The sequence below is a fragment of the Armatimonadota bacterium genome, from assembly GCA_020354555.1.
GTDB lineage: Bacteria > Armatimonadota > Hebobacteria.
On the sequence record CP070648.1, the window covers coordinates 4,760,602 to 4,775,012 of the forward strand.

A 14,411-nucleotide genomic window follows, 5' to 3' on the forward strand; every position below is an offset into this window, starting at 1 on the left:
GCCCGGGCGTGCCGGTGCCGCGACCGCCGTCCCGGCTCATCCGATGAGCGAGCGGATGCGGTCGTCGAGCTTCTGCTGATCGGCGGTGAATGACAGCAGCCCGCTGCGGGTCATGAGGTCGTCGAGCGCGACCCGGCCTCGCCAGCGGCTGAGTTCGGGGATCTTCCCCTTGGCCGCGACCGCCGCCTCTTCGTCGCGCGTGAAGCGGTGGAAGAGCCGCGCGCCATGGTCATCCGAAGCGCGGACGAGGTCCTCGGGCGTCAGCTTGAGCAGATTCGCTCGCAGCAAGTCATCGGCGGTGGCGCGCGTCGCCTCGTCCACTTCCCACAGCACGTCGAGCCCGATGTCCTCCGCGTTCACGCCGTCATTCAGCAGGATCTCCGGATCGCGTTCGAGCTGCGAGCGGATGCCTTCCGGCGAAGCGCCGCCGGCGAGGAACTCCTCGGCCACCTTCGGCGGCACGGTCTGAACATCCACTCCCGCAAGATCAGCCATTTGCGATGGCGCGCGCATACTCGCCGCGATCTGGCGAGTTGCAGCGGCAGGGCGAGCGTCCCGAGCCTGCCGTACGGCTCGCGCGGAGGCGAGCGTTACCTTCTCGCCGATATCGCGGCCGTCGCCCAATCCGTTGTCGCCGACCACCGCGTTGAGGCGGCCCAGAAACACGTTGACGAACCGCGGCCGCGCCAGCAGCGCGGCCAGGTAGTTCTGCCGCGCCGAGAAGCCCAGCGTGAAGTTGACCGCCACCCCTTCGCTTTCCAGCCGCGCGGCGGCACAGTAGCCCGCAGGGGTCAGCGGGACCTTGATGAGGAAGTAATCAGGGCAGACGGAATGATACCGCCGCCCGAACAGCACGCTCTCGTCAACCTGGTGCGCGAGCGAGGGATGGAGTTCCACGCTGACGCGCACCCCGAACGTCGCGATCAGCGCCAACGCGACCCTGCAGTTGGCGATGAAGCCGACTTCCATGACCAGCTCGTGGCGCTCCACCGAACCCTCCGCGCTCCGCAAGCGCTCCGCGGCGGCACGGATCACGTCGTCGAGGGCTCCGGTCTGGATCACCTGGTTGACCAGCGTATTATTCGTCGTCAAACCCGAGAACTCGGACCGCCACAAGCGCCGCGCCGCATCGAGGTCACCGGTATCGAGCCACAGCTCCGTGCCGGCGGCGATGATTGCGGCGAGCCGGGCGTCCGACTGCGCTTCGACAGCGCCCGGACCACCCCAGTCCTGCAATGCGATTTCGTGTGACAATGTCGCGATCTTCGGCGTCATGCATTCCTCCACCTACGGGCGTTCTCGTGTTGCTGCAACCCTCTGGGCGTGATGCAAGTGGGCCATATCGGTGCGCCGCAGGCGAATGACGCCAGAGACGCACCGGTTCCGGAGCGCTACGCGGCGCGGCCACAGCTAGTCGTCCTCGAGGATCCGGCTCCGAGAGAGTCTCGGCGACTTCTGCAGTAACCGAGACTTGCCAGATGTCGTGCTCATGTTTTGCATGAGCGATCATACGGGAATTCGCACTGCGGGTCGGCGTGTCCTCTCGGTCGGTCTCGCCGCGGCCTTTAGACGCGCGACTCGCCGCTGATGTGCCGCAGTGCCCGCCGCTCCCGCCAGGCGCACGTGCAGCGCAGGAGGGCGCGTGTGCGCGCAGGCAGAATAGGGTATGCAGCACAGGTGGGGGTGATACATGAGCAGGGAGATCAGAGCGTGACCGATGACGTGCAGGCCACCCGCGATCAAGGGATTGAGGCTTTTCGGCAGGGGCGGGTAGATGACGCAATACGGCTCCTCAGTCAGGCCGTGTCGGACGACCCGCGAGATCACCGGGCCTACGCGGTGTTGGGCGCGGCGCACGTTCAGCGCAAGGAATACGAACAAGCCATCGCGGCGTTCGAGAACGCCCGCACCATACGGCCCGACGCGGCCCACATCCACTACAATCTGGGGCTGGCCTATCAGCGGGCGGGGAGGGCGGACGACGCCGTACCGGCATTCCAGGCGGCGCTCGAAGTTGACCCCACGTACGAGAAGGCGAAAGACGCTCTGAACCGGGCGCAGGCCGCTGCCCGGCCCCCCGGGCAGCCGTCCGGGCCGCCCCTGGCTCCGCCGGCGCCCGACGAGGCTTCGCCGGGCCCTGCGAGAATGCCCACCGTTCCACCCGCCGCGGAGGCTGCCCCGAGTCCGCCAGCGGCGGGGCAGGATGACTCGCCGACGGAGGAGAAGACGCCGTCCGCGCCGGAGCCGGAGCCGCCGACTCCCGCCGACGCCCGGCCCGGCCCTCCCAAGATGCCGAGCGTGCCGCCCGCGGCACCTGCTGCATCCGGGCCGCCGAAAGCACCGTGGGATACCGACAGCTCCACCGGCCCGGCCAAACCGGCAGACGACACGTTCCAATTGCGTCGTCTCGGCGGCGGTCAGGAACCTGCGAAGCCAGCACCAGGCCAGAAGCAGGCGTCCGGGGAGGCCGCGTCCGGCGGGCCGCCGCGCGCGCCGTGGGAGATGGAGGGGAACCAGGTACAGCGCCTCCAGCGCCCTGTTGATCGCCGGCCAAAGGAGGCGCCGCCGCCGCGCCGTCCGGAGGCGACACAGACACGCCGGCCCGGCTATGTCCCGCCGCGCACCAAGAAACCGACGCAGAGCCAATACGCGGCCGCGGGCGCGCTCGGCGGCGCGATCTACGGCGCGATCTTCATGGTCGTGCTCGTGGTGGTTGACCGCATCCTGGGCTCTCAATGGGGCGTCCTGGCCAAGGCGGGCAAGCCCGGATTGATTCCGCTCATCATCGGCGCCGCAATCACCGGCGCGTTGTTCGGCGCGATCATCGGCGTTCCGACGGCGGTCAGCGCAAACACGGCGCCGGGCATCTACACCGGCGTCGGCCTGTGGGTGTTCGTCGCCATCATCATCCATCTGCGCGCGGGCACCACCGGACTTCCGCTGCTCCTGGGCCTGGGGGTGGGCGCGGTGTACGGCCTGCTCATGGGTTGGATCGTCGCCAGCCAGACCAATTCGTCCATCAAGCGCGAGTAGCGCGCCGGGTCGCCACCACGGCGACCGCCGGAGGAGGAAGGCTCATGTCTAATATGGCGCGCCTAGCGCTGCTGTGCGTTGTCATCGGCCTCATGCTGCCCGCCGACGCGCTTGCGGAGGCGCGGACGTATGTCTGCCACCGCGCCCGCGGCGGGATTGCGATAGATGGTAGGCTCGACGATGCCGGGTGGCGCGGGATACCGTGGACCGCCGGCTTCCGCCGCTTTCGCGCGCCGGAAGAGACGACCCCCCAGCGCACGTTCGTCAAAGCCGCATGGGATGATCACGCCCTGTATGTCGCTTTGCGCGTGTATGACACCGACCCCTGGGCGACGAAGACGACCCGCGACGACAGCCTGTGGGAAGAGGAAGTCGTCGAGGTTTACATTGACGAGAATGGCGACCGGCTGAACTACCGCGAGTTCGAGATCAATCCGCTCGGCACCGTGATTGACCTGCTGATCCCGCAGGCGGGACATCAGGTCGGCTGGGAGGCATGCGCACGCTGGAACGGGCAGGGCTGGCGCACGGCGGTGGGGATGTACGACGCCGCGACGCGGCCGCACTGGGTGGCGGAGATGGCGTTCCCGTGGGGCATGTTCGACGAAGCGGCGCACTTGCCGCCGCACGTCGGGGATATGTGGCGGATACAGTTCTACCGCATTGAGCGCCCGCGGCCGGGCGAGGAACTGGTCGCCACCTCCTGGTCACCGACGCCCGACTTCCACGTGCCCGAGCACTTCGGGCGGCTTGCCTTTACGGAGCGATGACGGGCTTCATCCGCAGCTTCGCGGATGGTCGGGAGCAACGGGCTGCTGCCGGCCGCGAATTCGCATGGAAGGCGCGTCCCCCCGGTTTGCGCGATGCCCGATCCGCTGCCGATCAGGTCTTTCAGATGAAATCGTCGCGGGGGGCAGTTTGGGGGAGGTCGGGGGTGACGGGCAGGCGGCGCTTGAACTCGGAACCGCGCATGAGTTCGATGACGCGGGTGACGGCCGCCCGCGGGAAGCCCTCCGCGATGACCTGGCGCTCGCTCATCTCGAGATCCACAAGGCGATAGAGGATGCGGTCGGCGTCCTCGTACGACACGCCCATTTCCCCCTCGTCGGTCTGCCCGCGCCACAGGTCCGCGGACGGCGGTTTGTCAATGATGCGCTGCGGCAGGCCGAGGTGGCCCGCCATCTGCCGCACCTGCGTCTTGTAGAGGCATCCCAGCGGCCACAGCGCCGCGCCCATGTCGCCCCAGAGGGTGAAGTACCCGAGCAGCCATTCAGTGCGATTGCTGGTCCCGACCACCAGGCCGCCGATCGCCGCCGACTGGTCGTAGAGAATCGTCATCCGCTCGCGCGCCATCTTGTTGCCGCGCCGGACCCTGTCGGCATCGGCGAAGCGCTCGAAGTATGCGTCTATCTGCTGCGTGATGTCTAACTCGATGCGCTCGGCCCCGGCAAGTGCGATGACCGCGTCAATATCCTGGCGCGCGTCCGCCGACAGCCCGCCGTAGGGCAGGATGACACAGGTGAGGCGCCCCTTGCCCAGCGCTTGTGAAGCGAGCAGCGCGGCGGTGGAGGAATCGAGCCCTCCCGACAGCCCGATCACCGCACGGTCGCATCGGGCCTGCTCGAAAAAGCCGGCGATGAAGTCAACGAGAACTCCCCGCACCTGCTCGCAGTCCACGGACAATTCACCCGACATAGTGCGCTCTCCGCGGCGGGTGTTGTTGCCGGTGGGCAGTCTCGCCACCACGCCGGGCGAGGCTCTGCGCGACCGACAAGGAGTTCACCCGCGCCATACCCAGTATATTGCGGCGCCAGCGGCGAGGAGCCCGGCGAGGCCCCAATCGCCGACGCCGACGCTGTTCGCCGCGCGCACGAACGACAGGGAGGCCGGCGCGCCGGCCTCCGCGAGCAAGCGCGCATGCCCCGCCACCGCGCCGCTGAAGGCGCCGAGGGCGGCGGCGATACCTGCGGCGGCCTGGACGCTCGGGGCGAGTATGCGACGGACCATCGTGCGCGCCACATGCCCGACGAGCAGACCGAGAAGTATTCCAGTCAGCCAGTTGAGCCAGCCGAAATACCCCAGCGCCGATCCGGCGGCGAGCGCGGTTGCCACGGCCGCGGCGCCGGCGGCGAAGCGCCTGCGGCGCGACACGGGCTGAATCTCAATCCCGTACATGCACTCGATGCACCGCGTGCCGACCGGGCCGTGATTGACACACTCCGGGCACAGCGGCTTGCCGCATGCGCCGCACCGGACGAAGGCCGCGCGCCCGGGATGATAGTGACAGGTTGTCTCGGTGCTGTCGTCGCCGTCGCTGGACATGGGTGCGTCTATGTTCGGCGGCGGCGGACGGCGAACCTTTTGAGGGACACGCCCGGCACGCGCGGCCAGGACGTGTCCGCCCGCGGCGAAGACCGCGCGCCCGGATGCATGGGACGATGCGCCCGGCCCTTGCCCCAAAGGCAGAGCGCCAGGCTTACAGCCTGGCGCCCCTGCGACCCAAGCGCCGGTAGGATTGTCAGGAAATCACGCGGGCGAGGGCTCGATTCCCGCCGGGCCGATTGACTCGCCCTCTTCCTTATGCGTCTCCGGCTTGACTGCTTCGCCGCCTGGCGGCGACGGCCCGGCGGATTCGCTCTCCGGCAGCGGCCGGTCTTCGAGCAGAGCTTTGAACTCGTCGCGCTCGAGGGTCTCCTTCTCGAGCAGCACCTGGACGATGCGCTCCATCGCCGAACGCCGCTCGCGAAGAATCTCCTCGGCGCGATGGTACGACTGGTCTATGATGGCGCGGATCTCGTGATCAATCGCGGACGCGACGTCATCGCTGTAGTCACGTTCGTCCATGAGGTCGCGACCGAGGAAAGGCATCCCGTGCTTGCGCCCGAAGCTGCGCGCGCCGAGCTTGTCGGACATGCCGAACTCGGTCACCATCCGGCGGGCCAGTTCCGTCGCGCGCTCCAGGTCATTCGTGGCGCCGGTCGTCGGCTCCGCGAAGACGATCCGCTCCGCCGCGCGGCCGCCGAGCAGGACGGTGATATCATCGAGCAGTTCGGAGCGCGTCGTGACGTACTTGTCCTCGAGCGGGAGCTGGAGCGTGTAGCCGAGGGCCATGCCGCGAGCGAGGATGGACGTCTTGTGCAGCGGATCGGCGTGGGGCAGCAACTCGGCGAGGACGGCGTGCCCGACCTCGTGGTGCGCGAGGATTCGCTTCTCGGCCTCGGAGATGATGCGGCTTTTGCGCTCGGGGCCGGCGATGACGCGGTCAACGGAGGCCTCGAAATCGACCATTTCGATCTTGGTCTTGCTGCCGCGCGCGGCGAGGAGCGCCCCCTCGTTGGCCATATTGGCCAGATCCGCGCCGGAGAATCCGGGGGTGCGGCGGGCCAACACTTCGAGATCCACGTCGTCGGCGAGCGGCTTGCCTTTGACGTGAACGGCGAGGATGTCTCGGCGCCCCTTGATGTCGGGCTGATCCACGACGATGCGGCGATCGAAGCGGCCCGGGCGCAGCAAGGCGGGATCGAGCACGTCGGGGCGGTTGGTCGCGGCGACGAGGATGACGCCTGCATTGGGATCGAACCCGTCCATCTCGACGAGTAACTGGTTGAGCGTCGGCTCGCGCTCGTCGTGACCGCCGCCGAGGCCCGCGAATCGCTGGCGGCCCACGGCGTCAATTTCGTCGATGAAGACGATGCAGGGGCGGTTGGCCTTGGCTTGCTCGAAGAGGTCGCGCACGCGCGAGGCGCCGACGCCGACGAACATCTCGACGAAGTCGGAGCCGCTGATGTGGAAGAAGGGCACCCCCGCCTCGCCCGCGACGGCGCGCGCCAGCAGCGTCTTGCCGCACCCCGGCGGACCGAGCAGGAGCACGCCCCGCGGAATGCGGGCGCCGAGGGTCTGGAAGCGCTTGGCGTTGCGGAGGAAGTCGACGACCTCCTCCAACTCCTCCTTCGCCTCCTCGACGCCGGCGACATCGCTGAACGTGATCTTGGGCATGCCCTCGGTGATGCGTTTGGCGCGGCTGCGGCCGAAAGACAGCGCCTGACTGCTGCCGCTCTGCGCCTGGCGCATGATGAACATCCAGAAGCCGACCATGAGCAGCACGACGATGACGACCATGATGATGCTGCTCATCAGGGACTCGGAGATGGCGGGGCGATCGTAGCCGAAGTCTATGCCGGCCTCGTGCAGGGCGGCCACGTATTGCTCGCGGTCGGACTCGGGCAGCCAGACGACGAAGCGGCGATTATTGCGCAGATCGCCCGTGACGATGTCCTTGCGGAACATCGCGCTGGCGACCTGACCGCCGGCGATGCGGTTGAGGAACTCGCTTGCCGCCAGCTTCTCCTGCGGGGGCTGCTTGTTCGCCAGGTACTTGCCCGCGGCAAGCAAGCCGACAAACAGGCCCACCCAGAACAGGAGCTTCAGGAATCTGGTTCCGTTCAAGAATCAGCCTCCAGCACAAGCCCGCTGCTTGCGCCGTTCTATTACTTTCCCCATTTCTCCCTTGCGGACACAACGAATTCACTAGGATTATAGCACAGTGCTGGGCGCCAAACAACGCAGGTGCTTGCTCGACGATGGGGTTTTGTCGCGCTGCAGCCACAGTGATAACCGGCCGAGACGGGTCCGTTTGCCGGGGGCGCACGGCCAAATGCCGATGCGGGGCGTTGTCGCGGCCGCTCTGTTGATGAGGCCGCACAGCGGTCTCGAGCGCGCGGGACGCACCGTCGCTACGGCTGATCCGGGCCGACTTCTCCCAACGGCTCGTTCATGCTGCCGGTGCGATAGCCGCGCAGGTCAGCCGCGACGTAAGTGTAGCCTAGCTCGCGCAGGCGCGCGTCAATGCGGTCGCGCAGCGCCGGGTCGAGCAGGCGGCTGATGTCCTCCGCGGCCACCTCGATGCGCGCCACATCGCCGTGATGCCGCACCCGCACCTGCTTGAAGCCGAGGGCGCGCAGGGATGATTCCGCGGCATCCACACGGCGGAGTTCGTCCGGCGTTATCCGCTGCCCGTAGGGGAAGCGCGAGGCGAGGCACGCGAATGACGGCTTGTCCCACGTCGGCAAGCCCATGTCGCGCGACAGGGCGCGGATCTCGGTCTTGGTCAGGCCGGCTTCCTGCAACGGGCTGCGGACGCCCAGCTCGCGCGCCGCCTTCATCCCCGGTCGCCAGTCGCCGAGGTCGTCGTGGTTCGAGCCGTCACACACCCATTCCAGCCCGCGCCGCCGGGCCACGTCGAGCAGTTTGCCGAAAAGCTCCTGCTTGCAGTGGTAGCAGCGGTCGGGCGGGTTGGCGGCGAACTGCTCGATGCCGAGCTCCGAGGTCGTCAGCAGTTCATGAGGGACGTCGAGGTCGGCCGCCAGCGCGGAGGCATCCTCAATCTCGCTCTGAGGATACGTCTCGGAGCACGCGGTGGCCGCCAGCAGTCGGTCGCGCGGGAGTTCCTGCGACGCTACCTTGAGCAGCAGGCTGCTGTCAACGCCGCCCGAGAAGGCGACGAGCGCGCTCCCCATCTCGCGCAGGATCTGGCGCAGTCGTTCCAGCTTCGCGTGGGTTTCGTTCGTCACGGCGCGGACCTCGTTCCTCGCCCCACGGGCGTGGTCGGTCACTTTGCCGGCGCCGCGCTGGCGAGGGACGAGGCGGCGATCTTCGCTGCTCGCTTGCCCGACAACAGCATGGCGCCGAAGGTCGGGCCCATGCGCGGCAGACCGTACACGGTTGACACGGCCATGCCGCAGACGATCAAGCCCGGATGCGCCTCGCCGGTGTGTTCGACGATCAGGTCCTCGCTGCGCTCCACCCACATCGCGCCGAAGCCGACGGTCTTGAGCAATCCTCGCTCCTCGAGCTTGCGGGCGACCTGGGCGTCGTGCCCGGTGGCGTCGATGACGACTTTCGCTTCGAGGGCGATGGGGTCAACGCAGGTTATCTCGCGCGGCATCGCGGCAACCGGGGTCCAGTTGACCACCGCGCCGGCCACGCGGTTGCCTTCGCGCAGCACGATGTCGTCGAACACGGTGAGGCTGGCGATCTTGACGCCCGCGTCGCACGCGGCGGCGATCAGCTTGGAGCACGCATGGGGGCCGTCGGCGACATAGAGCCCGGGGAACGCCTCCTCGTACGGCACGCCCAATTCGTCGAGGGCGAGGTGCCCCGGCGCGCGCACCGTCAGCTTGTTCATGAGGTAGCCGCCGATCCAGAAGCCGCCGCCGAGGTAGTTGTTGCGCTCGATGATGAAGGTGCGGTAACCCTGGGCGGCCAGCTCGCGGCCCGCCATCAGCCCGGAAGGACCGCCGCCGACGATGATGACGTCGCTCTCGACGTATTCCATGAACTGGTGGGCGAACCGGCCGACGATGGCGCGGGTGACCTCCTTCTCGCCCACTGCTGCGAACTTCGGTGATTCCTCAGCCATCTACACATCCTCCTGCGCCGGCAGCGCCGACGCCTTGATTCGCCTGGGCCACGTGACCCGCCTGCGGCGCGTGAGCGGCCTGCAGCGGGTCAACTCGCCTGCGGCGAGTAAACATCGGGCAGCGCCGTGCGTCCGGCGCCGCCCTGAAGTGAGTTCAACCATATGATATGTTACCCACCGCAGCCGGGTTGTCCTGCCGCGGCATGGCCGCGTGCGCGACACAGAGCGCGACAGCGTCGTCAGGCGCGGTCGCCGCCCACAACGTAGACGAACTCGACGACATCGCCCGCGTGCAGGGGCGTGGCACCGTAGCGCGTGGGATCAATGATGCGGCGGTTGATTTCCACGGTCACCACGTCGGGGCGAATGCGTTGCTGCTCGAGCCAAGCGGCTACGGTAGTGCCGTCCTCGACCGATTCCTGTTTGCCGTTGACTGAGAGCGTGACGACCAACCGACTCACCTCTCATTGCGAACGACGCGGAATTTCTGCTCCGAGACCGTGCCGTTGTGGATGCGGAAGATACGCATCACCGGCCGCTTAAGATTGACGAGGGAGATGATGACGTAATCGAGGTCCGGGTAGAAGGCGAGTTCGCGGTCGCGTTCGCTGGGGTACGCCTCGCTGGCAACGTGGGAGTGATAGATCGCCAACAGCGATAGCCCTTCCCTGCGCGCGTCGCGGACGACCCGCAACTGGTCGCGCGGATCCATGAAATAGCTGTAACCGCTGTGGTCGGTGTTGATCATCGGGTACACCTTGAGCACCAGACCATCACTACCGGCCAGGATGCCGCACGCCTCCATGGGGAACTCATGGCGCACGTGCTGCTGCAGCCGCTCCATATGGCGTTTCGGTATGAGCAGCATCGCCTTTCGACCTGACTTGTGTGCGCCCCCGCCGCGCGCCGCCACGCACAACCCGCGGCCGCTGCGGCCAATCACGCGGCGTCGCACCCGGCAGCCCCGCGACGAGGACGTTCACCGCGGCCGTCCCGGCGCCCGATAGAGCAAGCGTTGGAATCATGTTGCCGCAAACGCCGAGCCCTGTCAATCCCGGCCGCGACCGCGGTGTGCCCGGCGCGGGGCGGTACGTCAGGGAATAGTGCGCTCCGCGGAGGTATCGTTGATGACCAGCCCGGTGACCGCCTTGGGGTAGAAGTACGTCGACTTGCCGGGCATGCGCAGCCCGGCCGATGCCACGCGCTTCACCTGCTCGACCGTGGTCGGACGCAAGAGCAGAGCGCATTCGGCTTGTCCCTCATTGACGCGCCGCACGGCCTCCGCTTCGTCCATCGCGTAGTCCACGTACTCGCCGCACCCGTCAGCCCCGAGTATTGGGTCTATGAGCAACCGGTGAATGAGGACGGTGCCCAGCTCGTTGATGCCTCCCGGGCCAGGATCGTTGGGCAAGGACTCGGGCTTGGCGACAAGCAACCGGCATCCCTGCGACTTGGTGTAGATCCCGAAGCGCGCGCGGCCGTCGGCATGTTCGAGGGACGCGATGAGGGACCGCGCCGCAGCGAGCGGATGTGCGTCGCATTCGACCGCGAGCGTCTCGAAGTGGCGCGCCAACAGCTCGTCGAGACGGGCCCGCTGCTCGGACGTGCGCAGTCGCAGCACGCGGTGGGTGGGCAGGATCATCATCCCCGGTTGCTCGGCAGGGCACAGCAGGACCAACACGTGGTTGAACGCGGCCTCGGCCGGCGCCGCGGGATGCGCGCGTTGCAGTTCCCGGCTCACCGCGAGGGCCGTCTCGTACCGGTGGTGTCCGTCGGCGATGAAGATCGGCCCCTGCGCGATCAGCTCGCAATAGCGATCCGTCAGCCGGTCTTGCCGGCGACGCCAGAGGCGATGGCGCTCGTCTCCCAACGCCGCCTCGGACGCCGGCTGCTCGGCCATCATCTCGGCGATGACCTCCACTATCCGTCCGTCCGCGTCGTCGTGAAGCGCGAAGACGGGGCTGATCTGTGCGCGGCACGCGAGCATCAGCCGCCGCCGATCCTCCCGCGGTGCGCGCAGCGTACCCTCGTGCGGGAGGACGATGCGCTCCTCAAAAGGCGTCAGGCGCACGGCGCAGATCACGCCGAGGCGCGTCCGGCTCTCGCCGTCAAGCATGAACGTATGCGTGCACGGGTAGAGTCCCGGCGCGTCATCGTCTGCCAGCACGCCCTGTTGCCGCCATTGCTGCAGCGCGGCCGCCGCCCGCGAGTAGCGGCCGGCGTCATCGGCAGCTCCGGCCGTGGTGAACCCGAGTTCGAGGCGAACGACATTATGTGGATCGCGATCCAGCAGGCGCTGCTCGTCGTCAGGAGCAATGATGTCGTAGGGCGGTGCCAGGACGTCGCTGAGGTCGCGGCGCTGGTACCTCAAACCGACGAACGGCCGTACAATCGGGGGCGGGGTCACAATGAGCTAGCCTTTCCGAGCAATGTGAAAAGCGCGCCGACCAGGCCGGGCCATGACACGCGCGGGTGACCACGACGGGGCATCCCGAAGCGCCGTGCTGCAGGTGGGTACGGGACCGCCGCGGCGCCGCTCGGCGGCGGCAGTCGGCGCGAACACGGCCAATTATAGCTGCAGCGTGCCGGCTCGGCAAGAGACGCCGTGATGAGGGGCAGAGGTATCGGTGCGGCCCGGGTCAGGCGGGCGGGCGCATCTGGGCGTGCCACCAGGGCGGCGAGGCGAACAATGCGAGCGCCTCGCCCATGGTCAAGCTGCGGCCTGCGGCCCGCGTCAACGCGGAACGGCTGATATCGCCGATGAATACCGTCTCCTCGTTCTGCATGCCGCCCGGGCCAGGCACGGGCGCGGCGCAATGCAGCGTGGCCCGGGTAAGCTCGTCATCCGTCGCGAAGGCGACCTCCGCCGCCCTCAAGCACTTCTGAAGCACGATGTAGCGCGTGTCGGGGCTGGCGACCGCGTCTTCCACCATGATCGACAGGGTCGCCGCGCCGTCCCGCGGATCTACCGTCACGGCGTCCACCGTTGTCATCAAGCCCTCCGCCTCTGCTGCGCTCCGCAGCGACTCCAGCAGCACGCGCTCCTTATCGGAAGGGCTGACCGCGACGTCCGCGGCCGGAGTCGCCGACGATGCGTCTTTGCCTGGAGCGTAGATGACCGGTTCCCGCGCCTCGTCGCGCGGCGCCGAGCGCCTGTCGCGTCCGTCCTCGGCTCGACGCGTGGGAGCGGGAGCGACATCACGGCTCGGCGGCCGCGCGCCCGGAGCCACGACGCGCGGCAACACTTCGTCAAGTATGCTAGCGCGCGTGGCGCCCTTCTCCCTGCTCAGCGCTACCAGCGTGGCCACCAGGATACAGCCCAGGGCCAAGCCCAGGAGCAGGCCGATCGGGGGTCGGGGGAAGGCGCGCGCGAATACTGCGCGCCACGAGGGGGTCTTGCGAGTGGCATCGTCGCTGAGCGATGACAGTCGGTGCTCGACCTGCGCGATCTTGTTGCTGTCCGAGGTGCTCGTCGGGTCGAGTTGCAGCGCGAGCCGGTACCAGCCAAGGGCATCGGTATAGGCGCCCTGATCGCGAGCGATATCGCCGAGCAAGGAATGGGCCGAGGCGTCGTTGGGATACCGACGCAGAACCTCGACACACTTGGTCGTCGCGGACTCATACTGGCGGCGCAAGCGCAGCAGATTCGCTTCCGCCAGCAGGGCGTGAGTCTCGCCTTCGAGGGGCTCCGGCGTCTGGCGTGACCGCGCCTCCGCGACGGGCGCGCCGCACTCCGGACAGACAGTCGCGTCCTCGGCAAGCCCGCTCCCGCACTGCGGGCAGTTCATCGGCTGCCACCTCCCATTCGGATGACGAAAGCATGAGTTCGCGGCGACCGCCGGCGCAGCTCGTCACGGGATGAATATGATAAGCTGCCTTGCGTCGGCGGCTCGCCGCAATCGATACCGCTAACCTCATACCCGCCGATCAAACGCCCTAATCCTGGATTCCGCCTGCAATATTGGGCGGCTGGGCGACAAATCAGCCTCCCGGAATCGGGAAAGACAATGATAAGGGAGCGCGGAGTGGCGCGCCGTGCGCCGATATGGAGCAGTGGGAGAGGATTTGTGTCGCGCGGGTGACAAGGATTGGCGCACGACACCGTATAATGTCGTCATGGCAAGGAGGGTGCGCCCCGGCGTCGTGTTTGCGTTGGCGGGTCCTGTCCCACGGACGGTGTGAGCGTCGCACTGCGCCTCGTGCCGTGCTCCCCGACGGTGGCGGTCGCCCCTACGCGTAGCTGACGCGCGGTTATGTTCAAGGCCATCACGAGCTTAATAGAGGATAAGGGAGAAGCGCTGGCTTCGGAATGGTTGGCGGAGCTGGAGCGGCGGGGCAACATCCTCGCCGCCTCGGGCAACCGCCGCCAGTTGTGGGACGACGCCAAGACGTGGGTGACGCTGCTACTGCGCGCGATGCGTGCGGAGGACATTGCGCCCCTGCAACGTGCGTATCCCCTGACCGCCGAACGTCTCGCCGCCGGTCGGTTCCCGGCGGCTGACGCTATCGAGGCGATTCTGAGTTTCAAGGCGATCTTGTGGCGTGAAGTCCTCGCCCTCCCCGATGCCGGGAGCCAGTCGGTGCTGTCGGCACTGCATCTACTCGGGGAATGGTTCGACTCCCTCGTCATCAGTACGGTGGAGAACTACATGAGCCCCGAGGGAGGTGACGGGTCGCGCAGCGTGGAGGTGGACCGCGCGAAACACCTCAGTCGGCGGGCGGAGGAGGAATCCGCCGTTTCCAAACTCGTGCAGGAGATAGCGTCGGAGCGGGATACTCGGCGCCTACTTGAACTCGTCGCGCGGTCCGCGGCCCATCTCGCGGGAGCGAAGAAGGCCGCGGTCATCGTGCGCCGCGGCGAGTCACTCGCCTACGGCGCGGCGTATCGCATGCCGCTGTCCTACCTGAACAGCTTCGTCAGACGCACCGGCACGCCGTTGTCAGGAGCGCTGGAGCCCGA

The 14,411-nt window shown here is 67.7% G+C and carries 13 protein-coding genes; 3 read left to right on the forward strand and 10 right to left on the reverse strand.

Going from position 1 to position 14,411, the window contains the following annotated elements; translation table 11 throughout:
- Positions 1-36 precede the first annotated feature (36 nt).
- Positions 37-1,275: a transaldolase family protein gene (locus JSV65_19555; protein UCH34685.1), complete on the reverse strand. Its 1,239-nt coding sequence runs from the start codon at positions 1,273-1,275 to the stop codon at positions 37-39.
- Positions 1,276-1,644: 369 nt separating this feature from the next.
- Between JSV65_19555 and JSV65_19560 the strand changes: the two genes are divergently transcribed.
- Together JSV65_19560 and JSV65_19565 are read left to right on the forward strand one after the other, a co-directional pair.
- The gene (locus JSV65_19560; GenBank protein ID UCH34686.1) at positions 1,645-3,033 is read left to right on the forward strand and encodes a tetratricopeptide repeat protein; all 1,389 of its coding nucleotides are present in this window, start codon (positions 1,645-1,647) and stop codon (positions 3,031-3,033) included.
- 44 nt (positions 3,034-3,077) lie between these two features.
- Entirely contained in the window at positions 3,078-3,803 is a 726-nt protein-coding gene (locus tag JSV65_19565) for a carbohydrate-binding family 9-like protein (protein UCH34687.1), read from the forward strand.
- Positions 3,804-3,924: 121 nt separating this feature from the next.
- On the opposite strand, the gene JSV65_19570 is transcribed toward JSV65_19565, so the two are convergent.
- The 9 genes from JSV65_19570 to JSV65_19610 all read right to left on the reverse strand — a co-directional run bounded on the left by JSV65_19570 (position 3,925) and on the right by JSV65_19610 (position 13,239).
- Positions 3,925-4,728 carry an NAD+ synthase gene (locus JSV65_19570; protein ID UCH34688.1) on the reverse strand — a complete coding sequence of 268 codons (804 nt, stop codon included), beginning with the start codon at positions 4,726-4,728 and terminating at the stop codon, positions 3,925-3,927.
- A gap of 84 nt (positions 4,729-4,812) precedes the next feature.
- Entirely contained in the window at positions 4,813-5,355 is a 543-nt protein-coding gene (locus JSV65_19575; protein ID UCH34689.1) for a hypothetical protein, read from the reverse strand.
- Positions 5,356-5,559: 204 nt separating this feature from the next.
- Positions 5,560-7,479: an ATP-dependent zinc metalloprotease FtsH gene (gene ftsH, locus JSV65_19580; protein UCH34690.1), complete on the reverse strand. Its 1,920-nt coding sequence runs from the start codon at positions 7,477-7,479 to the stop codon at positions 5,560-5,562.
- A 287-nt stretch (positions 7,480-7,766) separates the two neighbouring features.
- A complete protein-coding gene (larE, locus tag JSV65_19585; protein UCH36855.1) occupies positions 7,767-8,549 on the reverse strand; it encodes an ATP-dependent sacrificial sulfur transferase LarE in 783 nt (260 codons plus the stop codon).
- A 92-nt stretch (positions 8,550-8,641) separates the two neighbouring features.
- Positions 8,642-9,451, reverse strand: a complete 810-nt coding sequence (locus JSV65_19590) for a thiazole biosynthesis protein (protein UCH34691.1) — start codon at positions 9,449-9,451, stop codon at positions 8,642-8,644.
- Positions 9,452-9,690: 239 nt separating this feature from the next.
- Positions 9,691-9,903, reverse strand: a complete 213-nt coding sequence (gene thiS, locus JSV65_19595) for a sulfur carrier protein ThiS (GenBank protein ID UCH34692.1) — start codon at positions 9,901-9,903, stop codon at positions 9,691-9,693.
- A gap of 5 nt (positions 9,904-9,908) precedes the next feature.
- Positions 9,909-10,319 carry a M67 family metallopeptidase gene (locus JSV65_19600; GenBank protein ID UCH34693.1) on the reverse strand — a complete coding sequence of 137 codons (411 nt, stop codon included), beginning with the start codon at positions 10,317-10,319 and terminating at the stop codon, positions 9,909-9,911.
- Positions 10,320-10,544: 225 nt separating this feature from the next.
- Entirely contained in the window at positions 10,545-11,822 is a 1,278-nt protein-coding gene (locus JSV65_19605; GenBank protein ID UCH34694.1) for a DUF1015 domain-containing protein, read from the reverse strand.
- Between the two features lie 268 nt (positions 11,823-12,090).
- A complete protein-coding gene (locus tag JSV65_19610) occupies positions 12,091-13,239 on the reverse strand; it encodes a tetratricopeptide repeat protein (protein UCH36856.1) in 1,149 nt (382 codons plus the stop codon).
- A gap of 465 nt (positions 13,240-13,704) precedes the next feature.
- Here JSV65_19610 and JSV65_19615 point away from each other — a divergent pair.
- Positions 13,705-14,411: hypothetical protein (locus JSV65_19615; GenBank protein ID UCH34695.1), on the forward strand; the 707-nt coding region annotated here is incomplete at its 3' end.